The 25,365-nt window shown below is 64.9% G+C and carries 22 protein-coding genes; 9 read left to right on the top strand and 13 right to left on the bottom strand.

Going from position 1 to position 25,365, the window contains the following annotated elements:
* Nucleotides 1-32: 32 nt before the first annotated feature.
* From AC5JJ2_RS06925 to AC5JJ2_RS06975, 11 genes are all read right to left on the bottom strand, one after another.
* A complete protein-coding gene (locus AC5JJ2_RS06925) occupies nucleotides 33-5,642 on the bottom strand; it encodes a hypothetical protein (RefSeq protein ID WP_495857238.1) in 5,610 nt (1,869 codons plus the stop codon).
* 2,168 nt (nucleotides 5,643-7,810) lie between these two features.
* Nucleotides 7,811-8,722, bottom strand: coding sequence for a plasmid partitioning protein RepB C-terminal domain-containing protein (locus AC5JJ2_RS06930; RefSeq protein WP_495857239.1), 912 nt, complete (start codon nucleotides 8,720-8,722; stop codon nucleotides 7,811-7,813).
* Nucleotides 8,719-9,615: a plasmid partitioning protein RepB C-terminal domain-containing protein gene (locus AC5JJ2_RS06935; RefSeq protein WP_495857240.1), complete on the bottom strand. Its 897-nt coding sequence runs from the start codon at nucleotides 9,613-9,615 to the stop codon at nucleotides 8,719-8,721. Before AC5JJ2_RS06935 ends, AC5JJ2_RS06930 begins: the two co-directional genes overlap by 4 nt.
* The gene (locus AC5JJ2_RS06940) at nucleotides 9,612-11,174 is read right to left on the bottom strand and encodes a recombinase family protein (RefSeq protein WP_495857241.1); all 1,563 of its coding nucleotides are present in this window, start codon (nucleotides 11,172-11,174) and stop codon (nucleotides 9,612-9,614) included. Before AC5JJ2_RS06940 ends, AC5JJ2_RS06935 begins: the two co-directional genes overlap by 4 nt.
* Nucleotides 11,175-11,284: 110 nt before the next feature.
* Nucleotides 11,285-11,686, bottom strand: coding sequence for a winged helix-turn-helix domain-containing protein (locus AC5JJ2_RS06945; RefSeq protein ID WP_495857242.1), 402 nt, complete (start codon nucleotides 11,684-11,686; stop codon nucleotides 11,285-11,287).
* A 363-nt stretch (nucleotides 11,687-12,049) separates the two neighbouring features.
* Nucleotides 12,050-12,448, bottom strand: a complete 399-nt coding sequence (locus AC5JJ2_RS06950) for a hypothetical protein (RefSeq protein ID WP_495857243.1) — start codon at nucleotides 12,446-12,448, stop codon at nucleotides 12,050-12,052.
* Nucleotides 12,449-12,569: 121 nt separating this feature from the next.
* Complete coding sequence (locus tag AC5JJ2_RS06955) at nucleotides 12,570-14,330, bottom strand: caspase family protein (protein WP_495857244.1); 1,761 nt, start codon at nucleotides 14,328-14,330, stop codon at nucleotides 12,570-12,572.
* 75 nt (nucleotides 14,331-14,405) lie between these two features.
* Complete coding sequence (locus AC5JJ2_RS06960) at nucleotides 14,406-15,149, bottom strand: caspase family protein (RefSeq protein WP_495857245.1); 744 nt, start codon at nucleotides 15,147-15,149, stop codon at nucleotides 14,406-14,408.
* Nucleotides 15,149-15,652 carry a hypothetical protein gene (locus AC5JJ2_RS06965; protein WP_495857246.1) on the bottom strand — a complete coding sequence of 168 codons (504 nt, stop codon included), beginning with the start codon at nucleotides 15,650-15,652 and terminating at the stop codon, nucleotides 15,149-15,151. The genes AC5JJ2_RS06960 and AC5JJ2_RS06965 overlap by 1 nt, the downstream gene beginning before the upstream one ends.
* A gap of 48 nt (nucleotides 15,653-15,700) precedes the next feature.
* On the bottom strand, nucleotides 15,701-16,438 hold the full coding sequence (locus AC5JJ2_RS06970; protein WP_495857247.1) for a caspase family protein: 738 nt from the start codon (nucleotides 16,436-16,438) through the stop codon (nucleotides 15,701-15,703).
* 731 nt (nucleotides 16,439-17,169) lie between these two features.
* On the bottom strand, nucleotides 17,170-17,802 hold the full coding sequence (locus tag AC5JJ2_RS06975; RefSeq protein ID WP_495857248.1) for a phage major capsid protein: 633 nt from the start codon (nucleotides 17,800-17,802) through the stop codon (nucleotides 17,170-17,172).
* A gap of 188 nt (nucleotides 17,803-17,990) precedes the next feature.
* Here AC5JJ2_RS06975 and AC5JJ2_RS06980 point away from each other — a divergent pair, with 188 nt between their 5' ends.
* Nucleotides 17,991-18,614, top strand: a complete 624-nt coding sequence (locus tag AC5JJ2_RS06980; RefSeq protein WP_495857249.1) for a hypothetical protein — start codon at nucleotides 17,991-17,993, stop codon at nucleotides 18,612-18,614.
* A gap of 33 nt (nucleotides 18,615-18,647) precedes the next feature.
* Nucleotides 18,648-19,577 carry a tail completion protein gp17 gene (gene gp17 / locus AC5JJ2_RS06985; protein ID WP_495857250.1) on the top strand — a complete coding sequence of 310 codons (930 nt, stop codon included), beginning with the start codon at nucleotides 18,648-18,650 and terminating at the stop codon, nucleotides 19,575-19,577.
* 10 nt (nucleotides 19,578-19,587) lie between these two features.
* Here gp17 and AC5JJ2_RS06990 read toward each other — a convergent pair whose 3' ends face one another.
* Complete coding sequence (locus AC5JJ2_RS06990) at nucleotides 19,588-20,313, bottom strand: hypothetical protein (RefSeq protein WP_495857251.1); 726 nt, start codon at nucleotides 20,311-20,313, stop codon at nucleotides 19,588-19,590.
* A gap of 173 nt (nucleotides 20,314-20,486) precedes the next feature.
* Nucleotides 20,487-20,924 carry a hypothetical protein gene (locus AC5JJ2_RS06995; RefSeq protein WP_495857252.1) on the bottom strand — a complete coding sequence of 146 codons (438 nt, stop codon included), beginning with the start codon at nucleotides 20,922-20,924 and terminating at the stop codon, nucleotides 20,487-20,489.
* Nucleotides 20,925-20,953: 29 nt separating this feature from the next.
* Here AC5JJ2_RS06995 and AC5JJ2_RS07000 point away from each other — a divergent pair, with 29 nt between their 5' ends.
* The 7 genes from AC5JJ2_RS07000 (at nucleotide 20,954) to AC5JJ2_RS07030 (ending at nucleotide 25,357) form a co-directional block, all read left to right on the top strand.
* Complete coding sequence (locus AC5JJ2_RS07000; RefSeq protein WP_495857253.1) at nucleotides 20,954-21,322, top strand: hypothetical protein; 369 nt, start codon at nucleotides 20,954-20,956, stop codon at nucleotides 21,320-21,322.
* The gene (locus AC5JJ2_RS07005; RefSeq protein WP_495857254.1) at nucleotides 21,315-21,617 is read left to right on the top strand and encodes a hypothetical protein; all 303 of its coding nucleotides are present in this window, start codon (nucleotides 21,315-21,317) and stop codon (nucleotides 21,615-21,617) included. Before AC5JJ2_RS07000 ends, AC5JJ2_RS07005 begins: the two co-directional genes overlap by 8 nt.
* Nucleotides 21,618-21,739: 122 nt before the next feature.
* Entirely contained in the window at nucleotides 21,740-22,252 is a 513-nt protein-coding gene (locus AC5JJ2_RS07010) for a DNA-methyltransferase (protein ID WP_495857255.1), read from the top strand.
* Nucleotides 22,236-23,450, top strand: coding sequence for a terminase TerL endonuclease subunit (locus AC5JJ2_RS07015; protein ID WP_495857256.1), 1,215 nt, complete (start codon nucleotides 22,236-22,238; stop codon nucleotides 23,448-23,450). Before AC5JJ2_RS07010 ends, AC5JJ2_RS07015 begins: the two co-directional genes overlap by 17 nt.
* Before the next feature lie 39 nt (nucleotides 23,451-23,489).
* Complete coding sequence (locus AC5JJ2_RS07020) at nucleotides 23,490-24,683, top strand: phage portal protein (RefSeq protein WP_495857257.1); 1,194 nt, start codon at nucleotides 23,490-23,492, stop codon at nucleotides 24,681-24,683.
* A complete protein-coding gene (locus tag AC5JJ2_RS07025; protein WP_495857258.1) occupies nucleotides 24,676-24,846 on the top strand; it encodes a hypothetical protein in 171 nt (56 codons plus the stop codon). The genes AC5JJ2_RS07020 and AC5JJ2_RS07025 overlap by 8 nt, the downstream gene beginning before the upstream one ends.
* Nucleotides 24,836-25,357: an HK97 family phage prohead protease gene (locus AC5JJ2_RS07030; RefSeq protein WP_495857259.1), complete on the top strand. Its 522-nt coding sequence runs from the start codon at nucleotides 24,836-24,838 to the stop codon at nucleotides 25,355-25,357. The genes AC5JJ2_RS07025 and AC5JJ2_RS07030 overlap by 11 nt, the downstream gene beginning before the upstream one ends.
* The last annotated feature ends 8 nt before the right edge of the window (nucleotides 25,358-25,365 follow it).

A 25,365-nucleotide genomic window follows, 5' to 3' on the forward strand; every position in this document is an offset into this window, starting at 1 on the left:
AGAGGCGGCCATTGGCCTTGCCGACCAACCCGTCACGCTCGCTGCCCGGCTCTGGCCAATACCGGGGCGATGGCGCGCACAAGCGGGTCCGCTTCTTTAAGGAATGGCACCCCAGGCGGCCCGGTCTGATCAATCGGGAGCGGGAGGAGGCCCAGATCGGCCAAGACCCGCGCGGCCAGTCGGTCCTCAGCCGTGTCGGTGTACTCGGTCGGATACTCCCGGCCGGGGTACTCCTTCGCCCAAGCATCTTCGAATAGCCGCCCGGCCCAATACTCCTGAACGTCCCTCAGAATAGAGGGTTGCTTGAACTCACCCGAACGGGCAGCGACCACTGCCATAAGTAACAACTCCTGCTCACGTGGGCTGAGCCGCACGGTGTCCGGCCCGGCGGCGAGTTGGTCCAGATGGTCGTGCAGTTTCTTCTCGTACTTGGTTGCCGTCAGGTTGAACTGGTCCTGGCCTACGTTCACCCCGCCCTCCGTCTCCATGACCAATTTCAAGGTCTGGTAGAACAGACTGACCAGATACGGGATGCGACCGGTCGCCGCCGTGATCCTGTCGAGTTCATCCCGGTCGAACTCGAACCCGCAGACCCGACGGAACCAATGGTCAACGGCCGCCCGTGTCAGCCGTCGCTGGCCCTGTACCTCGATGGCCGTCCCCCGATTTGCGAGTCGGAGCCCCCAACGGAGTAGGTCCGCTCCGCCCACCATGAACGCCGGTGAGGCGTCGGCCGGGCGGCTGGCAAGCACTCGATCGGCGTCAGCCGGCGAGAGTTCTATGTAGGCGCGGGCATCAACTGCCCGCAGCTCGCCCCGTTGGCTCAGGTCGGCGGGCTGGTACCCGAGCCGGTTCGCGAGCCAGTCGGGGTTCGCCACGGACTGGGGCCAGAGCGTCCCCAGCACGCCCGCCTTGTAATCGCCTAGTCCCAGTTCCTGGTGTTTGCGGAGGACCTCCTCCAGGTCGCGGAGAGCAAGCGGGTGGACCGGATCGCCTCCGGCATCTTCCTCCCCCGCCGGCCCCGTGCCTGGGGCCATCTTGGCCAGAGCCGCCCACGCCTCCACCTCAACCTCGACAAGCAATGTGGCCAAGTGGTACGGGAAGCGGAGCCGGAATATCCCATCCTCGCGGTTGATCAGCGTCAAGAGCTTTCGCTCGTGGAAGTCGGCCAAGTGCCGGTTGATTTCGCTCACCGCCACCTCGGTCGGCTCCGTCCCGTCCGGTCCGCGGGGGGTGAGCCAACCGACTCGCCTGGCAGCCTGCTTGACCTCCTCGCCGCCCTTATCCACCAACTCTCGGAGCCGCCGCCAGATCTCCTGGGGGGCGTTCACCAGAGCGTCCCCGGGGGCCAGGGTTGCGAACGCGAGTAGCGTGGCCGAGAAGACCGCCTGGCCGGCATCATTCCCGTGGAAATTGTTCCGCACTACCGTCCGGATCTCGTCCTGTACCGCCTGGTGGTCGAACACCTCCCGGACGTGTGCCGGGGTGACGACCACGTGTCCCCGGTCGGCCATGTCCGGGTGCTGGCCATCGAGCAACTCAAGCAGCCGCTCGCCGAATCGCAGCAGTACCGCCGGCTGATACCCACAGCGGTAAGCGACTGCCGGTGCGGCGTCTGTGGCGTCGATGCCGAGCCGAGCGAGCGGCCCGGCGATCAGGTCTGCGGCCTCCTCACCCTCCAGCGGGTTCAGCAGCAGCGGGTCGCCCCAGTTCCCCCACGCCCCGCCCCGGGTGTTGGCCTTCCGATAACCGGCGAAGACGAACCGGATGCGGGGTAACCCCTGGCCGTCTACCTCCTTCTGGGCGTCGGACCGGATGCGGAAACTCAGGCACTGCTCCTTGTGGGCGTCGTACTGCTGAAGTTGCCGCTCAATAAACACGTCGGCCTCGTCGAGGATGACGAGCAGGCTGTCTTGCGGACGGGAAACCAGGTACTCGGACAGGGCCGCTAGGAAGGCGTCAGTGGTCAGCGCCACCGGCCCTGTTGGCTCGAATTTAAGTCGATTTTTGAGCTCGGCCAACACCTTTCCGATGATGACCGCGTCGGCGTCGTTGCCGACAATCGGGATCCGCAGCACATGCAGCCGGTTGCCGGACGGTAGGGTGGATCCCTCGTACTTGTCCTCGATAAATTTCAGAAGGGCACTCTTCCCAAGTTTCCGGCCCGAGAACAACCGGGAATACTTGTTGTCCGTCGCAAGCACCTCAGCCTCATCCGCCCGCCCGACGTACATCTCGATCCGGGCTTGGGCTCCGTCGTGGGCGTGGAACGGCGACATGGTCGTCCATCGCTGCTGTTCTAACATCACCTCGAGCAGCCCGATGACGAGGTTGATCTGCCGGCCGCCAGGGTTGAGCAGCCGGCACAGGTCCACGCTGTCGAGTACAGCCGCGGTGGCCTTCCGCTGCCGCAACTCCTGCAAGAGCGCAGCTCGCAGGTCAGATTTGATGCCCGGGGCGAGTACCCCGACCAACTTGGTGGCGTGGTTGGCGGCGATAAGGTTCGCGGTCTGCTGGACGAGCCCAGGATCCTGGTATCGCGTCGGTGGGGTAATCAGCACGATCTCTTCAGACCGGGTGAGCTGTGGGAGGAAACTCGGATTCAACCCCTGGCGGGCCACATACTCCCGCATCCGCTGACACGGCATCCGGAAGAACGTCCGCTCGCTCTTGCCTTGCTTCCGGAGTTGTTCCCCCTCCCCGCCGAAGGTGTCTGCGAACACGACATCGGCGAATCGGGTCCGGAGCGGCTGGTCGGCCGTGAGCACCCCCGAGTGGCCTTCCAGCCATGTTTCGATGAGGCCGCCAATCTCCCCCTTAGACCGGCCGGTTGGGTCGAGTCGACGGCGGTAGTCGCGGAGGGCCTCGACCGGGTTGGCGAACCGGACCGCGGCCTCCTTTCGCCACGCGGTCTGGCGGCGGCCGGCGGAAGGGGTTGCTTGGTCCCGCGGCGACTCGTTCCGAAGGTAGACAGCGTCGGCAAGCCGTCCCTCGCGGAGAGCCAGGAGGATGTCGTCCGAGGCTGGGTGACAAGCTTGGGTAACGGCCTGGCGGATGGAAGCCAACTCGTGTTCGAGTAGCCGGTCCGTGTACTCGGCCATTAACACAAGCCAGTTGCGGAACAGGAGTTCGCTTCCGGCCTGGACGGCCTCGTCCTCCGACACGGCTTTGAGGCGGTCAGTGGCGTCACGCAGTACCGCGTTTACGGCCCTCTCATCCCGCGAGGCCAGGTCGGCGAGCCGCTCCCATCCCCGCCGGAACCGCGCGAAGGCTTCGGCCGTCTCCGCGGCGACGGCGTTTCGGGCAGCGCGGACCTTGGCCTGGTCGGACGGATTGAGGTGGGGGACGAGTGGGCCGAGTACGTCGTATCGCTGCATGCGGATCAGGGCGCGAGCAAGCCGTTCAAGGAAGTCAGCACCGACCGGGTCGCAAGGGGTCGGTGGTGTGGGGTCTAGGAGTATGGCGGCTGCTGCCCCCGGAAGCTTGATGTCGGCGACAGGGATGACGTCCGCCTCGCCCAACCCCGAGAGCTGGGCCGGTTCGATCGCGACGCACCCGAGGAGGGCTGGGTGGTCAAGGAGGTCAGCCGCGGTGAGCCCAACCCTCACGTCCGCCCCCACCCGATAGGCGACGAGGCGGTCAATGAGCAGCCGACACGCCTCCTCGAACGGGTCTGCGAGCGGTGCTTCAGCCTGGAGCCCTTCAGCCCGCGCCGCTAACTCGTCGTCCGAGACCGCACGTTGTCGGTCGCCCTTTCTGGCCACCCGAAGTTTGCGGTGCAGGTCGTTCACCCCGGCCGATTTCTCGGCGATGGACCGGGCTGCCCGGTCCATCTTGTGCCGGTCGTGGTACTTCGCCTTGTGCTCGTCAGCAATGTCCTTATGGACCTTTTCGAGCCGCCCGATCTTCCGTCCCATCTCGTCGGGATCCCAGTCCTCCCGGCCGCCTTCGGTCAGTGGGTAAAGCGGCTCTAAAGTCGCCCGCGCCTGTGCGACGAACTCGTCCCAGGCCCGGCGGCAGTGACTCCGCTCGATCTTCCCACCCGCCCCGCTCCAGAGCCGTCGGACCTCAGCGTGTAAATCCTTCCGGGCAGCCGCTAAGGCCTCGGTCAGCGAGTCAATCCGAGACCCAGACGCCGTTACCGCTCGACGGACCTCGTCCGTCGGGCGGTCGGTGGACCGCCCGACACGGAGTAACAGATAGAGCATCTGGCGGAGCCCGCCTGACGTGAAGCCCGTGGCGTCTAACCACTCATCGACTTCGTCGTGGGCGGGTGGGAGGTCGCGAGACGGGCGGATCGCTTCCAGACACAGGCGGAGTTTCCAAACGCGGGTTGGGACGAGACGGCCGTCACTCGCGGCCAGCCGGAGTTGAAGTACCCCGTCCATCCCCAGGCCGACCGCGTCACGAGGGTTGAGCCAGAGTCGCGCCCAGGTCTCGACTTCGTCCGGCGTTGGAGCGCTTTCGCACCCAAGTAGGTGAGCTGCCGCAGCGAATACCTTTGCTCGCCCGAACCGCTCGCTCTCGATCGACTGGAAGAGAGCCTCGGTGAGATTTGCTCCGAACGACTTCGCGTCCAGCCACGGGGCCGGTTCGCACTTACCCTGGGGGGTGATCCAGCGAGTGTTCCGGAACGCTTTGAACGTGGCGACGGCCGAGTCGAGGGCGGGCGGAGCGACGAGCCGGCCCCTGCCGAGAATGACCTCGGCGCGGATTTCGGCCACGGCTGTCGAATTCGGACTGATCGGCGCGTGCAGTTGCGAGGCTACCGGCTGAACAGTCTCGACAGGCACGAACGCAGCCAGCGGCGGGGATACCTCCGTGACCGGCTCCGCCCCATTCCCACCTGATACTGCCGACCGGTCGCCCGGCGGTGCGGTTGCCTCGTTCGAATTATCTGTGTCGGGATTCGGAGGGGCCGGCGGCTCGGAGCAGGGCAGGTCGGCGGTCGAGGTCGGGCGATCTCCTTCGACCGGTGGGAGGCTTGAGGTGCCTCGCTGCTCCCCGGCTAGGCCCTCATGTGACTGTGACCACTCTGCGACCGATGCCTGACCGGGCGGTGTCCACTGCTCACGCGTGACCGCCTCCAGGAAGTCGGCGAGGGCGGGAGTCATCCCGCGGATGTCCTCGAGGGCCTGCTCCGCGGCGTCCCCGGCCGTCCAAAACCATTCCAGCCAATCTCGGCCGTCGGTCGGACCGGGCAACGGCCGCACGTCCGCAGGAGAGACGGCTCGGAGTTCGGCAACAGCTGTCCGACGTAGGGCGTTTAGACGCTCGCGGACCTTCGCCAAATGGTGGCCGACGTGCCCACCGTCGAGGTGCGACGCCAGTTGGTGCAGCGGCGCAATCGCCTCGGCTCTGATCCTCGATTCAATAACTGCGCGTGCAGCGGTGAGCAGGTCGAGCAACCCGGCCCGGTCGTCCCATTCGGTGGTGATACCGACTTCCTCGCATACCCGGCGGGCGTCGCTCCTCACGGCCGCCGCTTCGGCCATGAATGTCTGAACTAGGGCCGCCAAATCAACTCCGTCTGCCGGGGCCGAGGAGAGCTGACCGGCGAGTCCTGACTGGATATGGGTGACGAGATGATCGAGTGCGGCGATCCGCTTGCTGACCAATTGCTGTAATTCGAGAGGGCTCATGGCGGATGTGACTTCTTGTTGATCTGAGGTCTGGGGGACGACCGAATCCTCGACCGGGGGGATGTGGGTCGATTGAGGAGGCGGTGGGCATGTGTCGGGCCCTGGTGACGTTGCTGGCACGACGGTGACACCACCGACGCCCGTTTCTGCACAAGTCCCGGTGTCCCCGTCCGGCAGAATGTCTGCGGTAGAGGTAGGAACAGGACCGCGCGTGACGAGCGAGTGAAAGTCGAAGCATGGCAGGCCGGACGCCTCCACCCACCCCCCACACCATCCGGGCGGCCCCGCCGTGGGGCAACCGAAGCCGTCGAGCACGACGCGGAGGTGGGTCGGGCCGCCAGCGTGAGCCACTTCTACGAGTGTGAACGACGCCTCGGCGACCGTCACTCCACCGCGAACGGCCCGGACCCGCACGCTTCCAGGTCCGGTGGACAGGGGTAATTCGTACACCCCATCCCCATCCGCGTCATCCACCGGAATGAGTGGCACTTCCCCCGCCTCGACGGTGACAGCCACCCGGTCGCCGCCGAGTTCAAGACGCGGCGGGGCGAAAGCGTGATACTCCTTACCGCCGCCCCGCCGAACGCGCAGGCCACCTTTCAACCGCAGTTCCGGCTCGACGTCCTCGGCCCCGCCCGGGAACTCGGCCCGCAAGGTGGAGTCTGCGGGAACTGCATCGATGCGGTATAAGATCCATTTAAATGGCAGGCACGCGTGTTCTGTTCGGTAGGACGTGGCAGGCAAACGACGGAGCCAGCCCTCGACCGCCGCCCGTTCGGGCGACCCGGCGGCCACCCAGCAACCTCCAGACGCCGGAAGTTGATCGCCCTCAACCAAACCACCAAGCCCGTACCGGGTCGCCGGAACAAACACACGGACGCTTCGTCCGGAGAATCTAAGCCGCCGGGGGCCACTCGTTGGGACACCGGTCCACACGCAGTCTTTGTCCCAGTCAAGTCTCGAAGCGTCGAAATCATTCCCGTCCTCTGTTCGAACGATTGGCGACCACCCGGCAGTCGGGGTGGCGACGAGTGCCGGCCGTCCGCTTACGGACTGGTACCGGACGGCTCGAACCTCGCCATCGATTGCACTCTCGAACCTGAGCCGGGCCAGTAACTGGTTGCCCCGCCTCACCAGGAACGGCACCAGGTCGGCCGATCTTGGCAGGACGGCGACCGTCCGGCCGGAATCCTGGAACTGCGACCGGCAGGTACCATCCCACGCCCGCAACTCCCGCCGCAGGTCATCTAGTACGAAGCTTTCGAGGTCGCCGCCCGCCGCGACCGCCCGCCGGGTCCGCCCGCTCAGACAGGACCCGCCGAACTCGCTCACGATCTGCCGGAGGCGGGCCGGTGGGGCAGGTGAGTGGGGAGTTATTTCGCTGGCCGCGAACACCCCTGGAAGGCGGCTCCTCTCCTCCTCCGTCATGATCGCCTGGGCCCACGGTATGCTGACGTGCGCAAAAGCTCCGAGCTTTAAGGCCCGGAAGACGCCAAGCTGCCCTCCCTGCGATTCCCGGCTCCATGTTTCGAGCGCGCACCAAAGCCGATCCATCTGGTCGAACCCCGGATACATGGTCGGGGTCGTCGTCCAAGACCGGATTGGGAAAAGCGACCAGAGATTCCTGTGGTAGCTCTGGTTGGCGTCCTCCTCGAGCGTGGCGACAAAGACCAAGACACCCAAATACCCAATGAACGGAGGGTAGCAATGGGCCGGGCAAGCGGCCCTGCGATCGACCTCCGGCCAGCTGGCGAGAAGGGAGCTGGCGTACTCGCACACGTTATCAGTGCGCTTCGGGTACGCGGCCAGTCCTTGTGCGGCGTGGCTAGCAAAGTCCGCAACCGAGAGACCGTGTGGGCGGGCGAGCGCGGTGAGCAGTTCGCGAGTGACGTTAAGGCGCACCGTCTGGCCAGCGCGGGCCGGGTTGAAAAAGTGTTCGGCGAGAAGGCGGGTCCAGGTGTCAAACGGACGGCCGGACATGGCCACTCCGATGTTTCTGTCGTACTAAGTTCAATCCCTTCCGGACGAAAGGGTGTCAGGTCTCAAGCTATGTCGGACCGCGGCAAGCGATGCGGTCTGGTTGATTTATCGGTAACGCGCAGAACGGCCCGAGGGGATCTCGGTACTGTAGAGCAATCATTCCACGCCTGCGAGAAGCTGAGCAGGTGCTATTCGTGCGACGATTTGGCTGATGCGTTTTCCGCCTGCCCCTTTGCCTCGGCCAGCTTCAGAAACTCGGTGTGGATCTCGGGGTGCCGCTGGGACAGGTACCGCGCCACGCGGGTGTTCTCCGTGAGCCGCTTGAGGTAGCCGGCGACCACCACCAGGTGCAAGGCGTTTCGCCCGTGCGACTCCTCGATGAGCCGGAACTCGCGCGACTGGGACGCCATCTCGTGTTCCATGCGGGCGACGTCCTCGGGCGAGAGCCCACGGACCTCCTTCCCCCTCTCCCCGTCGACGAGTTGCTCGGCCGGGGAGGTCGCCACCAGACACTTCACGTACCCGACCGAGAAGTTGTCGGCCGCACACATCAACTCGGCGATCTCGATCTGCCGCATCGGCCGGACCTTCCGCAACTCCCGCAGGGCGTTCGCGGTCGCCCGCCGGTCCCGGAGGAGATGGACGGCTTCCGGGCAGATGCCGTCGAGCAACTCCCGCTTCTGCCGGATGCTGGCGACGTCCACGTTCAGCGACCGGGCGATCCGCTCCTCGCTCACCCCGGACTTGATCGCCCGCAGGATCATGAAGTGCTCCTGGATGGCCGACAGCCGGTTCACCTTGTGGTTGTACGTGAACCCCTCGTCGTCCCCGGCCACCAGGCACTTGGCCGCCGCCGCCCCGAGGTCCTTGAGGATCAGGAGCCGGACGTGCCCGTCGAGCAGGATGTACCGCCCCCCGGCGTCCGGCTGGGGGAACACCACCAGCGGCTCGATCAGCCCGAGTTCCCGGACCGACGCCTCGATGCACCGGAACTTGACCGACTTCCGTGCCGCGTCGTCCAGCCGGCGGGTCGGCAGGATCCGGTCGAGCGGCACCTCGACCACTTCGGGCTGACACGCGAGTCGGACGTTGGCGTTCACGGCTTCCCCCGGTGGGCGGCGAGTTGGTCGGCCAGGTACTCGGGCACCGAGTCCAACCCCTCGGCACGCAGTAGGGTCACGAAGTGGTCGTCCTGGAACAGCTGCTTGAGGGCGGACACCGCGAACAGGAGCCGGGTCTCGCAGATCTTGGCCTTCTGGACGACCAGCTTCTGCCGCACCGTCTCCTGTTGGAACGTCCGCAGCACCGCCTCGGCCGAGACCGGCCGGTCGCCCGCCGCCCGCCGGCCCCGGCGGGGCTTCTTCCCGCCGGCCCGCCGCTGGTCGATCAGCCGGCGGGCCCGGATGAGCGCCCTCCCCCGGAGGTCGTTCCGCTCGTACGCCTCCTGCAGGACACGCTGCACCGCCTTGTCGTCGGACGTCGCGATGGTGATGGCGACGTTCACCGGCAACTGCCCCTTCTCGACCGCCGCGAGCAACCGCTCCTCGCCGCGGTCGAGGAGGACGAGGACCCCGCGGACATACGACGCGTCCAGGTCCGTCTTCCGGGCGATCTCCGCGTGCGAATACCCGCGCTCCTTGAGCGCCCGGACGTCCCGCACCAACTCGACCGCCGAGTGGGACCGGCGGGCCAGGTTCTCGGCCAGGCTCATCAGCATCAGCTCCTCCCGGGTGCCCTCCACCAGCACCGCCGGGATCTCGGCCTGGCCGAGGGTGACGTACGCCTCCAGCCGGCCCTGGCCGCACACCAGGTCGTACCTCGGCTCGCCGTCCCGGGATTCGGCGGCCGCGACCGTCACCGGCCGCTTCAGCCCGAGCTTGGCGATGTTCCCGGTGATCTGGGCGAACTTCTTCTTCCCCCGCGACCGCGGGTTGAGCACGTTGATCTGGCTGACCGGGATCATCCGCACCCGGGGGTCGTGGCGGACGGTCATGCGGGCACCTCGATGGGGCGACGCCGGGCGAGGGCGTCGAACTGGTCCAGGGTGTCGAACTGGTACGTGTCCAGGTGGGCCCCGTTGGCCTCGCACAGCAGCAGGCGGTGGGCGTCGATGTCCATGAGCGGGAGCAGGTAGTAGTCGGCCGGGCGGGCGTTGGCCGGGTCCATCCGGGCCAGCACGGTGATGTCCGGGGCCACCCGCCGGTCCAGCCGGACGACCCACCGGAGCGACCCGGCGGGCGTTCGCCGACACCGAGACACGACCAGGGTGGCGCTGTACTCGCGGTTGATGACCAGCAGTCCGGTCGCGGCGTCGTGGGCGACCGTCGCCCCGGCCCCGCCCAGCCGCCGGGTCAGGTCGGCGACAAGACCGCCGTACAGGGTCCGCAAACCGCGGTTGACCTCGACGTACCCGTAGTCCCGCGCCGGCGCCAGGCCGGCCAGGCGGAGGGCGTTCAACAGGCCTCCGAACCGGGACCGGTACGCCGCGGCCGACGGCATGGCCTCGTCGGCGTCGATGGCCCGGGCCGAGACGACCGCGACCGCCTGCCCGAGCCGCCGCAGGTGGTCGAGCATGTCATCGGACGACACCCGGCGGGTCCGCTCGCGGATGATCCCGCGGGCGACGAAGAAGTCCTCCGGGGGAACGACGGGCTCGAACGCCCGGTCCGAGCGGACCCACATGTCCGGGGGGTTCCCGACGTGCTTCTTCTTGAGCTTGAACGAGGTGCGGTTGTAGACGTTGTTGCCGATGTACTTCTCGTTCGTCAGGAGTTGGTTGACCGTCCCGCGGGTCCACGGCCGGCCGAGGTCGGTGACCAACCCCTGGTCGTTGAGGGCGGCCGCGATCTCCGTCTCCCGCTTCCCGTGCCGGGTGAACTGCTCGTACACCCACCGGACGACCGCGACCTCGCCGTCCGGGCCGGGGACCAGGATTACGCGGTCGGTCTGCAACCCCTTCCGCTCCCCGCGGGGCAGAACGCCCTTCCGCTCGCCGGTGTGGCTGACGAGCATCCGGCGGAGGCCGTACCCGGGCGCCCCACCCTGGCGGTAGCCGAGTTCGATCAGCCGGCACTGGCCCTGAAACACCTTGGCCGACAACTCCCGGCTGTACTCCCCGGCCATCGCCCGCTTGACGCTCTTGATGATGGTGGCGGCCGGCCCGCCATCGTTCTCGAACTGCTCGGCGCAGTAGTGGACCTCGATCCCGGCCCGGCGGCACAGGTACTCGTAGTACGCGCTCTCGTCGGCGTCCTGGAACCGGCCCCACCGGCTCACGTCGTACACCAGGATGGCCCGGTACTCCGCCCGTCCGGCCTGGACGTCGGCGATCATGCCCCGCAGTGCGTCCCGGCCGGCGGCAGTCAGCCCGCTGCGGCCCTCGTCGGCGTAGGTGCGGACGACCTCGAACCCGCGGCGGCGGGCGTACTCGTCAATCGCATCCTCCTGGTTGGCGGTCGAGTACTGCTGGTGCTCGGTGGACATGCGCACGTACTGGGCCGCCGGGACCGGCGCGCCGGGGGTGGTCCCGGCGGGGTGGTTGTTGTCGGTCATGTCGGTCGTCGGGGTTGGGGCAGCGGTGTCGGTAGTGCTGACCGGATTATGCGGCCAGCCGGTGGCACGGCGCGGGTGATCCGCGTGTGATCTCGGTGTGAAAACGCACCCTACGTGGGGAGCCTGAGTGCGTACCGGCCGGGTGACGACCCGTCGATGGCGTCCGCCAAGTCGCCCAACCCGGCCCCGCGGAGCTTCTGCCGCAACACCTTCACCACACTCCGCACCGCTCCCTCCGAGCGCAGGCCGCCGTCCCAGACGTCGGCCAGCAGGTCGTCGTGGGTGACGTAGCAGTTCGGCCGGCGGGCCAGCCGGACGAGAAGGCGGAACGGGAGGGTGTTGCCGAGGAAACAGGCCCGGCCCCGGAAACTGACGGTCAGCAGGGCCTCGTCGACGACCGGCTCCGGTCCGGCCGTGGGCTGCCCGGCAGCCGTGTGACGGGCGAGGTAGTCGAGCGGGTCGAGAGCCAGCTCGTCCGAGAGGAGGGCGTACGTCTGCTCCATGAGACGCATGGTGGCGGCGTACGACTCGGCTAGTGCGCGGAGGGAACGTCGGACAGATTCGCGGCGGTCGGCGTCCATGAGGGGCCCGTGATGCGGGTGAACGGGCCCACCGGGGCTGGCACCAGCGACTCGACGGCAGGCCCCTCGCGGAATCGGTGGCCAACCTGCGGCAGATGGTAGATAGCCGGAAGATCGTTCAGGGCACAGTGAACTGGATTCCTCTCCTCCTCTCGTTCAAGACGCGAAGGGAATGCAGTACCACCGCGTGTCGGGACAGGCTACTGCCATGAGCCCCACCCCGAAAAACGGCGACCGACGGCGACGGGATCGCCTGCCGGGCGCGGTGCGGCGCCGGCCCGGCGGCGAATTCGGCTACAGCAGTTCGAGGTCAATGTACGTCCGCGGGTCGAACGGCACCGGCTCGCCGCACGTGGCGCACGCGCGGGACTCGGGCTGGAAGTCGCTCGGGAATCCGTGGACCTTGGCCGCGTCCTCGCCGCAGACCACCTTCACGCCGCTACAGGGGGCCGTGAAGTGCCCGTTGTCGTACCGGAGGCCCGTCTGTTCCCCCGCAAAGAAAATGAGGTTCTTGCGGCCCTGCGTGTCGATTTCCAGGCACCCCGACGCGGCGGCGGCCACCAGGTGATTCTGGTAAGCCCCCCAGCTCGGGTCGGCGAACACGGAATTGACCGGATACACGCCGGTCGGCTGGGTGTGCTTGACGTACTTGTCAAGCTGGTACTGGCCGCCCGGTGCAGCGGGCGGGGTCACGGGCGTGACGTGACCGGCGCGCCGGGCGCATCGGTGGCAATAATAGGTGCTCATTCCCGCGGTCTATCTCCCCTTCTTCGTTAGCGAACCCGCCGCCCCGGCTCCGTGCCGGCGCGGCCGATCAGAACCAGTTGATCTTGCTGAGCAGCTCGGTCTCAAACTTCGACGCCGTCTGCTCGAACCTCGGGTACGACCCCCGGAACAAACCGGCCTTGATCGGCCCCCACTGGTCGCGCTGTTGCTCGGCCTCCGTGCGCAGCTCGGTGTATGGGCTGTCCGAACTCATCCTGCTGCTGTGCTTCCACCCGAACCGGCCCACCGGGCCCCAACCGTGTCCCGTCAGGTCGGCGTACAGCCAGGCCCGGAGGATCTCGTAGCGGTCGAAGAGTTGCTCATAGCTGCCGCCGAGGAACAGCAGGTCCTCAAGCACCGGCTGCAGGGTCTTGAACAGGTACTCGCTCTCCGGCGTGTAGTGCTTCTCGTGCCCGGGAAGACACTTCCAGGCATTGGTCTGTGTGAGGTCGAGCATCGCATCCACGATCGGCACGATGATGGGGACTGCCGTGTTGCCGATCCGCCGCGTTCGGGTGTCGACCTTCTTGGTGTGGACGGCAACGAACGCGGCGTAGTTCTCGGCCGACAGGGCCGCGATGCCGGCGGAGTAGGCGAGCAGCGACAGCGGGTACCACCGCATCCCGAGCCAAAGCGTGCTCCCCCCCAGCGGCTTGACACAGTTGTCGGACATGCGGGCCATCAGGGTCGTGAGCGTCGGGATCTGGTCGGCCGTGGCCCACTTGCCCAGCAGCACCGCGTTCGCCTGCAGCGGCCGGATCGCGTCCTCGTAGCTCTTCAGCCGGGCGGCGACGTCCGCGCCGGTCGCGTTCGCCACGTGCAGCGGGAACTTTTCGTCGCTGGTCTTCAGGATCGCTGCACGGACGTTGGCGCTCACCAAGTCGTCCAACTTGATGCGGAAGCGGGGCTCCGACAGGTATTCCTTGACTAGCCCGAGCTGCTGCTCCTCGGTTGTCGGATCGTGTTGGTCGATGAGCGTCGCGGGCACCTCGACCACGACGTCGGTTCCCTTCGTCGGGTTGTCGGCCAGGGCATCGGCCGGCAGCTCACTGAAGATGAAATCGCCGTCGCCGTCGATAAAGCCGTAGTGGGGCGTTTGGTCCGAGTGGTGATCCGTGGCGACCCGGTCGTACACGTAGGCCATCACACCGTTCGCGGTGATGAACCCGCTCTTGGACGCGGCCTTCCCGGCCAGAGCCTCCAGCAGGTGGCCGGTGAAGATCGAATGCCCCGGCCGCGGGCCGCCCTCGTCCGCGACCAGCTCGTCCTCCTTCCCGGCGGTCAGCACTTGCCGGGAGTACCGGCGGAGCATGTCCTTCAGAAACCGGCGGCTGCCAGGGGCGACGTGGCGCTTGACCGCCAACCCTCCGTAGCACGCGTCCATGATGAACAGGACGTGCTTGGCGGGGATCATGTCGGCGTTCCGCGTCAGCTCGTCCCACCGTATCAGGGTGGCCAGCTTGTCGCAGTCGCCATCCGCCGGCACCAGGTAGCCGACCTCACCCCGGTTCCCCGTGACCGTCTCCCCGTGCCCCGCGAAGAAGACCAGCAGCCGGTCGTCGGGATCGACGGCCCCGGCCTCGGAGTGTGCGAGCAGGGCATCGAGGATGGCCTTCCGGGTGGCCTGGCCGTCGAGGAGCAGCGTCACGTTCTCCTTGGGAAACTGGAACGTATCCACCAGCACGCCGGCGACGGCCTGTGCGTCGTTGCGCGCGTAGCCCAGCTTGCTGCAGTGCTGGTAGTCATTGATCCCGATCACCAGCGCCCAACTGGACTTGTACTTGGGCTCGTAACTGACTTTCACGGCCACCCTGCACCTCACTGGGAACGAGACCGGCCGGGGGCCGCAAGCGGCCCCGCGGCACCACGTGGACAACGCCGCCGATCAGGACACGGCAAAGGGGAAATGCACCAGGCGGCGGACCGGCGGCATCTCCGGGTGCTGCTGCGGCTCCATCGCCATCGTGCGGGCCTTGGCGGTGGCGAACGCCGCGTCCAGCCGCAGCACCGCGTTCCGCGGCTGCCGGCTCACCCACTCGCCCGCCGCCTTCAGCAGGTTGAACGTGAACAACCCACCGTCGTCGTCGTCGTCGGCCGCCGTCTGGTTCTTGTCGCAGGAGTACAGGTAGACGGCCCCCTCCTCGGCCCCCGACACCGACGAATCGAACAGCGCGCGGCACCGTACCCGGTCGTCGTACTCGGAGAACGCCTTGGCGCGGTACGTGAGCGCCTCCTTGATAAGCTCCGACGGGATGTCGACGATCAGGTTTCGGCAGCAGTCGGCGACGATGGTGCACCGCTTGTTGCCCGGGTTCAGCGCCTTCACCCGCAGGTCCTCGCCGTCGCGCAGGCAGACCACCGTGTCGTGCCCGCCGTACTCCGCCTTCACCATGTACCCGTGCCCGGCGAACGCGGTGAACGCGTAGTCGCAGCTGGTCTGGTGGGCCAGGTACGGCTTCAGCTCGGCGTGGGTCGGGTTGCTGAACGTCTTGATCTCGTTCGGCTCCCACGCCCCGCCTTGGTTGGACAGCAGCCACTCCCGCAGCTTCACCACGTCCACCTCGGTCCCGGGCAGCGGGCGGTGGTCCTTCAGCTTCGGGGCCGCGATCAGGATGGCGAACCGCTTCATCACTTCTTCCTCTGGCACTGGGTGTGAACGTAGGTGACGTACTCGTAGAACGCCTCGGAGTAGCCGCCCTTCAAATTCTCGTCGTCGCTGGTGAACCACGTGTAGTGGCGGCAGATCAGCTCATCGACGTGCAGGATTTTGCGGACCGCGGCGTGCCGCCAGGCCTTGCTGAAGAACCGCGGCCAGTGCAGTTCCCAGGCCCGCTCGATGGTGTTGAACAGCAGGCAGCAGTAGTTCTCGTACCGGGCGCGGTTGTCGTCGTCCGGGTCGCCGTCCTTCTTCCACGCCGCGCAGTAGCTGTCGCGCTCCAGGTACGGGTACTCCATCGACATCTCGATGAGCTTCTGCACCTGGGCGTCGATCGCCACCCGCTGCTGCCCGCGGGTCTTGAGCGTCCCCGAGATCCACCCGCCGACCGCCCCGATCAGGAAGGTGGCGCCCTTCTCCAACCAGTCGGTGTGGGCCGCGGCCTGCGGGGCCGCGTCGGCGAACAGTTCCAACATGATCCGCGATCTCCTTTCCGCGCGGCCGGGCCGCGCCAGGGCCTTGGGTCAGTAGCGGATTGCGAAGGGATAGAACCGGCTGAGACCGCCCGGCAGGGAGCGGGGCTGCTGCTGGGGGTTCTCGCCGGTGGTGAACGTGGCGGCCGCGTTGAACGCGTTGCGGACGGAGAAGTAGTAACCGGGCTTGGGCACCCACCGCTCGGCCGCCTGAACGAAGCCCAGGGTGAACAGCCCGCCTTGGCCGTTCTCGTCCTCGGCCGCCGACTGGCCGATCGAGCACGAGTACAGGTAGTGGGTGCCCGCGGCGCAGGTCCCCACGAGGCGGGCAAACTCCCGCCGGGCGGCGGCACGGTCGTCGTGCATGGACATCTTGATTGCCTTCTCGACCCGGTTCTCGACGAGCTGGCGGGGGAGGAGGACGGTGAGGCCGCGGCAGGCGTCAATCAGCACGGTTGCCCGCGGGTTTCCCGGGCTCAGCGACCGGGCCGGCATCTCCTCGTCGTCGTTCAGGCAGATGCGGGTCTGGCCGCCGGCCTTGGTGACGACGTGGTGGCCGTGCCCACTGAAGGCGCCGAAGAAGTAATCACACTTCTTCGCCTTCTTTAGCTGCTCCTCGACCGCGGCGACGGTTGGGTGACTCAGGGTGACAATTTCGTGATCGTTCCAGGCGCCCCCCCTGGGGCTGCGGAGCCAGCGGCGCAGGAGCCGCACATCAGCGCGGGCACCAGGAAGATCGGGGTGAAATGCGAGTTGGGAGGATTCGATCAGGAGGGCAAACCGGCTCACAGCAATGACCCAAGAACCCGCCGCACGCGCGGCGTAAGCAGCCGGTGAGACCGGCACCTGAGGGGACTGAGGAGGTGATGTGAGAAGGGCTGGGCGGGCAGGTCGCCGGGAGTGGAGGCGGCCGGGCTCGTCACGGTCCATCACGCCATCGTCGAGGCTTCCCCGTGCCCCGAAAATCCGGCCGACGCGATTTGCGGGATTTTCCCCTTTACCCCGCGAACCCGTTCTATACTTGTGTCGTAGTCACTACAGCTGGCATTGCGCACCGTGTCGGTCTGGTGTGCCCTCATTATAGAGCACCTCGTGTGCCGCCGTTTGCATTTCTGAACGGGTTTTCCGATCTACATCTCTGCCAACACTTTGCGACGCTCTTCACGGTATCTACACAGATGGACACTTGGTGAACGGCCGTTATATTGGCAGTCGCCCGAGCGTATGACATGCCAGGTTGACAGGCGGCTCGCGCGTCTGATCAAAGTACCGGAAGGAGCTGCGGGCCGGGCTCGACGCCGGCTGTCGTCGCCGTCGGCCAAGCCGTGCGATTAAGCAACCGCGCATCCGGGATATCACACTGATTACCCCTAATGTGTCCTTCCACGTCGCCTCCTGGACGCGGGGGGGGGGCGGACTTGCACCGCCGACCTCTTGGTTATGAGCCAAGCGAGCTGCTACTGCTCTACCCCACTGCGGCGGCCCCTACCACCACAGGTCTGCTCGCGCAAGCGAGGAGATTATTTGTGCACGGAATCATGCACGGAATGGGGTGGAAAATGGACAAAAACGTGGGATCCGTACAAACCGTGCGATGGCGAAAGTGGCTCAGTTTCTAGTAAATCGCGAGAAGTCGGCGGGCCGCGGACCCTCCAGTCCGGGAAGTGGCCGAGCAGGATGTACGACAGGTTCGTGCCGGTCCCCTTCACGCGGTTGTTCGCCACCTGCGCCGACCGCACGACCTTCGTGCCGTACAGGTCCACCGGCCGGTCCGCGCCGAGGGAGCGGGTGTCCCGGAACAGGAACGGCCCCTTCGCGTCGGCGGCGCTCACCGCGTCCGCCCGGCGGTTGAGCAGGGCCGCGTACATCGTCTTCCGCATCACCCACGCGGTCGGCGCGTCTACCGCGTCCGGCAGCTTCGCCTCCATGTCGGCCACGTCCGCCGGGGTGAACGTGTTCCCGTTCGTGCCGACCGTCCCGGCCGTGTGCGCCGTGATGCCGCTGTACGTGATGACGCCCTTGATCTGCGTCGAGCCGCTGCCCTCCAGCATGGCGAGGTCGGCCTTGATCGCGGCGGCGCGGGCCATGTCGAACCGGACCATCCCCTCCGCCGACGGCGACGCGAACCGAAGCAGCTCGTTGTTCAGCTTCACTAATCAGACCAAAGATGATCTTGCTATTTTACCTACTGTTGGCTGCGAAAGGACGGAAAGTGGTTGAGAACCGATGTGCCTTGCTGTGAAAACGCCTTTTCGCTTCATTCCGACCAACCTTCCGGTTATCCTGTCGTCATGGCAACAGCACTCCTTCTGGCCGTCCTGAGAAGTACCAGAGGCGATCAATGACAAACTCAGCGAACGAGACTGAAAGCACCGGACGAGAAGACAAAAACATTCTAGTCAAACATGGTATACTGCACGGCTCATTTGGGGTAATAGCTGGGGCGATTTTCGGAAGTCTGATTACAGTATTTGGTACATGGCTATTGACGAAGAATCTGCACTTGACGTATAGCGACGGCCAAGTCGTAATATTCAAGGGAGACAAAAATAAGTTTGGAATAGCAACATGTCAAGTAGAAAACGACGGCGATAAAGAAGTAACCGACTTAACTTGCGAGATTAAGACGCCAAATGCTAAAGTCACCGAAGTAAAGGTTGTCCCCGACAGTATTAAACATGAGGCAATTGCGACAGTAGATAAAATTGTGATAAAAGTGGACTATTTAAACCAGGGCGAAAAACTGACCGTATCAGTTCTAATGGACAATGCAGGCGATGTTGGTGAACACCTTGAGGTTACAGCACGAGGAAAGGGCATTACTGGAACAAAGCAAAGAAAGGAAAAAATATGGTCTTGGAATCTTGTAGCAATCGTAATTGTAAGTAACCTTGTGGTCCACTGGATATATCGCTTCGCACGCTATCAAGTTCGGCAAGAAATGAAGGAACAGGAGAAGAGTTGATTATAACCCGCTTTAAGTTGTGCTAAATAGAGCATGATCGAGAACCAGATTCATGCCCGGATCGAGGCCATCACCGCCCAAGTTCTGCCGAACCAAGCCCCGGAGAACACGCCTACGCCGTACCTGCTCTACACGGTTCTGGACGCCGAGCCGCAACGCACGCTAAACGGCATGGTGGCCCTGACGAAGTACACCGTCGGCATTGAGGCGTGGGCCGATTCGTTGAACGAGTGCAATTCCCTGCTTGCCCAAGTGCGAAGTCAACTCGACCGCTACCAGGGCGGCGACATCCACCGTGCCTTCTGCACGGACCCAGGACGGGGTGAACAGGCCGACCAGGGCTTCTACAAAGTGTCCACTTACACGGTCTGGGCCACCGACACCACCGTCGGCCCGAGCATCCGGGGGACGGGCACGACCTACGCCAACAGCAACGCCGAGTTCAGCCACACCGTTCTGCTTCCGAGCGCACAGGACGGCGACACACAAGTCGTCGTGTTCAGGACGACGGACGCCAACCCGACGGCAACCGGCTGGACGAACACCAGCATGGGCAACGACCTGTGGGCGATGCACAAGGCGTACACGGCCGGGAACGACGTAACGATCAACCTGGATGCCGACAACCCGCTCAAGGCCACGGCGTTCACGCTCATCGGCCAGTTCACCGTGGATGCCAGTGCCAGTGCTACGACCACCAGCACGACGGCGCACGCAGCCCCGGCTGTGACCAGCACCACCACGTCCGGGATCATGTTCGTGTCGTTGTCCACGCAGGCCAGCAACCACACGCACACCTACCCGGTAGGACTTACCGGCGTGAGTGCTGGACCCGGTGGGAACAAGTTGTCCACCTGTTACGAGCCGATCACGGCGACGGGCAGCACGGGCACACGCACGTTCACGACGAGCATCACGACCAACGCCGAGACGGGCACGATTCTGTTCAAGCCAGCGGTTTAAGGCCGTTCGGTCACGACTTGCCCAGAACCAAGTCCAGCGGCCAGCACCCTTTGACGTGCGGGCCATCACTGCGAAGGTGGTTCAGGATTTCGGCGTCCTCGCAACCGGAATCCTGTAAACAGTCGGCCAAGATCGGCAGCCTGTCGAACGCCTTGTCGTCATAGATGCCAGTGGCGATAGCGACAGCGGTGGACGTTCGCCACAACGGATCGCAAGTGATCGCTCGGAAAGGGACTGGGCCGAAAATCTCCCGCACAACGGCTGCCTGAGAATGGCGCACTCGATTCCATACTTCATTAGCTGGATGGTCGGGAGGCGTATCTTTGGCAACGATGGTTGGAATCGAAGTTATTTCATATGTTTCGGCTTGTGCAGCGTACCAAAGACCAAGCTTTACTTGCGACATAAGCTGTCTCGGAGCCATAGGTGGGAATCTAAGGATGCCTTCACAGATAATCGCATGAACAGCTTGACGGCCGAGCCGCTTAAATTGGTCGGACGGCCAAGTATGCTCCGTCGGCATAGGCCACCACGAAGGAATCGGGTTAAGCTTGTCCAACTTCGCTTCGGCCACTTGGTAGGAATCAATCCACGGCTCGCACATGTTAAAGTTCTGCAATTTGCTTATCACAGCCCAACCGCACAGACCAAGTTTGCGAAACGAGAAGTTATCGACAAGCCCGTCCGAGAGCATCTCGGACGGGCTTGCACAGCAATTCCATTCCTCCTCAGTCACGAGCATTACTCCCGCACCACTGCGATGGGCAAGTTCCTCATGATCGCCGGGTAGGGGGTGAGGAACTTTTCCTGCCCCGGTTAGCAGACCCGACCGGCTCTCGGCAAAAAGTAAACTCCGGGGTTTTGAAACTCCAGAACAAGATGATCGCCGTCCAGAAAGGCGGGCGACGTTCAGGCGTACTTGTTCACACGCTCGGGAGTGGAGATCGCATTCTCGTCGTCCCACCCCCGGTACGTCCGCTTCTTCAAGGCAGTGTAGCTCACCCGGCATCTCGGGTCTTGCGACCATTCCCGCCTCGACTTCGTTTCCCCGAAGGCGGTCATGTACCTCGTGTCCTGCTTGTTGTTCGACTGCTGGGCCTTCGGTATGAACGTGCAGTTCGCCGGGCAGTAATGGCCGTTCACGTCAACCCGCTCGATGGTGAGCGTGTCGTTGTAACCGTTGGCGACGGCCCATTCGCAGAACTGCGTTGACGATTGCCACTCCTCGCAGACGGTAATGCCCCGACCGCCGTAGGCCGGGTAGTTGTTGCGGTTCGGGTTGGTGCAACGCCGCTTCATATCGTGCCAAATCCAGTACAGCCGGGTTCCGTAATAGAGATTCTTCATCTCGCCTCCTAAATAGGGTGACACTCTACATGAGTGTCGAGGAGGCATATTTGGGATTACGAGGGCCACAGCCGCACCTGAAGCTGCGATCAAACCCGCTCACCGATCTTACCCCGCCGGATTGGTTGGGTGAAGTCGCCCGAGCGTACTGGAACCGGCACGCCGATCAACTCGCCCGGAACAAGCTCCTGACGGCACAGACGGCCGACGCCTTCGCCCTGCATTGCGACCTGTGGGGGCGGCTCCAGGCCATGCGGACCGAGCCGACGACCAGGGCGTACCTCGACACGTTCAGCAAGTTCACCGCAAGCTCGAAGCTGTTCCGGCTCGTGCCGAACGAGAAGCCGCAGGTCAAGGAATCCCGCTACGAGGACTTCGCCGAGGTAGAGTTTGAGTGAGTTACCCCGTCCCGCCCCCAGGTTGAACCTGCACAAGCCGCAGTCGATCAAGCCCCGCCTGACCACGAAGGAGCGGGGGTACGACCACCGCTGGCAGAAAACACGTTTTCGCAAGCTGAAGGAAACCCCGCTGTGCGAGTTCGGCTTCGACGGCTGCCAGATCGGGGCGAATCACGTCCACCACCGGGACCACAACCCGAAGAACAACAAGCCGGAGAACCTGTTGTCTAGTTGCGGCCCTTGCCACATGACCTACCATCGCAAATCGAAGGCGGCTCGGCTAGATAATGGGTGATCCAACTACACCACGCCGACGCCAACGCCTTCCTCGCCGAACTGCCCGATTCCTCCGTCCAGGCCGTCGTCACCGACCCGCCATAAGGGACAGGGGGTTGGGTCAACACGCCCGGCGGCAAGGTGAAGCAGGTCCGTCACGAGTGGGACGAGTGGACGACCGGCTGGCTGGATCAGGCGTGGCGGGTATCGGGCGGGCATGTCGGCGTGTTCTGTACGATGGCGAACCTGCCGAGCCTGTTCGACTGGATCGGCCCTCGACCCTTCCGGGTGTGTGCGTGGTGCAAGTCGAACCCGAGGCCGCAGTTCAACAAGCGACCGGCCTACGGGATGGAGATGTTCGTGGTCGTCGGCGGCGTGCAGCCGTGTGCGGTCAAGGGCAAGCTGTTCAAGGATTACATCGTGACGGCGATTGAGACGAGGAACAAGCACCACCCGTACCAGAAGCCGGTGGCGGTGATGGCGTGGGCAGTGAACATGGTCTGCCCGGCGGGAGGGACGGTTCTCGACCCGTTCATGGGCGGGGGTTCGACCGGCGAGGCGTGTATCACCACCGGCCGGTCGTTCGTCGGGGTCGAGCGGGACGAGGAATACTTTCTTGCGGCGCAGGCGAGGTTGAATGCTGGTCAGAAGTAAGTCCGACGAGGAGAAGCTGCGGCTCGGCGGGGTCTACGACGAGGACCGGGGCGGGAACCGGGTCATCCGGTTTATTGAATCGAACCTTGTGCTGGAGAGCGGCAAGCCGTTCGTCCTGCTGCCCTGGATGAAGGACTTCATCCACTCGGTCTACTCGTGGTTCCGGCCGGACGGGTTGCGGTTCACGAAGATCGGCCTGTTGACCTGCGCCCGGAAGAACGCCAAGTCCGCCCTCACCTACGGCCTGACGGCGTACCACCTGCTCGCCGACGGCATGATGTCGCCGAGATGTGCGTCGGTGGCCGTGAACAAGGAGCAGGCGGCCCAGATTTACGACTGGCTCCGGTTCGCCGTCGAGAGCAACGTCAAGCTGGCGTCCGCCCTGCACTGCGTCAACCACAAGAAACAAATCCTGTACCCGAAGAAGAACGGCCACTACCGCAGCCTGTCGAGCGACGTGGGCGGGAAGTTCGGGCACGGGTTCGGGTTCGTGGTTCACGACGAGCTTGCCTTCCACAAGAAGGACGACCTGTACAACGCCCTCAAGAACTCGGGCGATGCCATCCCGAACAGCCTCCAGGTCATCACGTCCACGGCCGGGTTCAACAAGAACGCTCAGTTCTTCAAGCTGGTGCAGTACGGCAAGAAGGTGCTGGCCGGGGAAGTCGTGGACCCGACGTTCCAGCCGTGGGTGTTCGAGACGCCCGACGCCGCCGACCTGGACGACGAGGCGAACTGGCGGCTCGCCAACCCGAGCCTCGGCGTGACGCACGGCATCGAGGACTTCCGGGCGCAGTGGAACCGGGACAAGCAAGAGGCCACGTCCCGCCACACGTTCTGCATTCTGAAGTTCAACCAGTACAAGGACGCCGAGAACGTCTGGATTCCGGTGGAGGCGTGGGATGCGTGCAAGGCGATCCTCCCGCCGCTCGACGGCCGGGCCGTGGTGCTGGGCGTGGACGTGGGGGCCACACGGGACTTGACCGCCGTGAGCTTGGTCGCCCCGCTCGACGACAAGACGGTCGCCGTGAAGTCGTGGGGGTTCGGCCACAGCTACTTGCACCGGGACGGCAAGGGGTACGTCAAGCCGGAGACGAGCCGCCGGGAGAACAAGAAGGACAACCTGATTGCCCTCTTGATGGCGTTGTCGCAGGCACTCCAGGTGGACGTGTCACCGCCGAAACCGAGTGTGTACTAAGACCGGGGAATTCTTGCGTTGTGACGCCCTACATATGGCATGGATTCAGTTTACGAGCAGCGGGGAATCACCCTCCAAGACGGCATCGAGAGCGGCCTTGTCCAGACCATCGAAGGGTTGAAGGCCGGGAAGGGGCTGGGCGAGCAGGCGGCGTTGGGCATCAGTGCGATCTGGTGCGCCGTGAAGGTCATCAGCGAGGCCGTCGGGTCGCTGCCCATCGTCGTGAAGAACAAGGACGGCAGCGTTGCCGAGAACCACCCGCTGAACGTCATGTTCGACGAGCCGAACGGGGAGCAGACCCGGCCGGTGTTCTTCGAGACGGAACAATCCCACGCTCTTCTCTTCGGGAACGCCTACGCCGAGATCGAACGGGAAGATGGGACGGGCCGACCCAAGCACCTGCACGTCATCCACCCCCGCAACATGCGGGTGACGAGGGACGACGCCGGGCTGGTGTACTCGGTGAACGCCGGGGCCGTGAAAGCGGACTTCCGGCAAGAGAACGTCGTCCACGTCCCCGGCCTCAGTCCCGACGGCAGCGTCGGCTACCGCATCCTGTCGCTGGCCCGAGACACCATCGGCTTCGCCCTCAGTGCCCAGAAGTACGGCAACGCCCTGTTCCGCAACATGGTCCGGCCGGGCGGGGCACTGGAGTACCCCGGCGTCCTGTCCGACATCGCCCGTGAGAACGTCCGGCGAAGCTGGCAGCAACTCCACGGCGGGGATCAGGTCGGCACGATGGCGATCCTCGAAGAAGGGATGCAGTTCAAGCCGTTCACGATGACGACGAACGAGCAGAGCCAGTACAAGGAGTTGTTGCAGTGGTTCGTGTACGAGGCGGCGAGACTGTTCAACTGCCCGCCGAGCAAGATTCACAGCCTGGAGAAGGCGACCTGGGGGAACCTGGAAACGCTCAACCAGGACTTCCTCACCACCACCTTGCGGCCGTGGCTCGACAAGTGGGAGGCCGAGCTAACCAAGAAGCTCATCATGCCGTCGGAGAAGGGCCGGTACTCCGTCGAGTTCGTGACCGACGAACTTCTGCGGACGGACAAGCAGGCCCGGTACACGGCCTACGGCGTGGCCCTGACGCACGGCTTCCTCTCGGTGAACGAAGTCCGGGCACAAGAAGGCTACCCGCCGGTGGACGGCGGCGACGTACACCGATTCCCGCTGAACCTGGGACAAGCCACTCCACAACCCCGACCTGATGAGGACACGACCAATGGATGAGAAGCTACAAGCCATCAAGGTGATGATTAACCTCCACCTGCGTGACCACGCCCGCCCGGACGCCGAGTTCGTGACGAAGCTGGCTGACGCCGTGGCCGAGTTGAGGAAGACCGACGTGACCTTTTACCACATCAAACCCACGGTGAGCGGCTATGGACAGTAAGGAAGTCAGGAGCTACCGGGCGGTGTACACGGCCGACGGGAACACGCTCTCGGGATTCGGGGCCATCTTCGACAGCCCGACCACGATTCGAGAGGGCGGCAGAACGTTCACCGAGATCGTTCGTCCAGGGGCGTTCGACCGTTCACTGAAGGACGGCCGGGACGTGCTGGTCTGCTTCAACCACGACGCCAACCGGCTGCTCGGCCGGACCAGTTCCGGGACGGCGAAGGTCTGGGCCGACCATCAAGGCTTGAGGTTCAGCGTCGAACTCCCGGACCACGCCCGTGACGTGAAGGAGATGTTCACCCGAGGCGACCTTCAGGGGTGCAGCTTCATGTTCTCGGTGCGGAAGGACAGGTGGGACGGGAACACCCGAGAACTGCTCGACCTGGATGTCGTCGAGTGCGGGCCGGTCGTGATGCCCGCCTACCACGCCGCCGTGCTGACCGGGCTGAGGAGTACCGGGAAGTACCACAAGCGGCTCGAACTGTTGAAGCGGTCGCTCGCATAGGCTCGGTA

It is taken from the genome of Limnoglobus sp. (assembly GCF_059499385.1).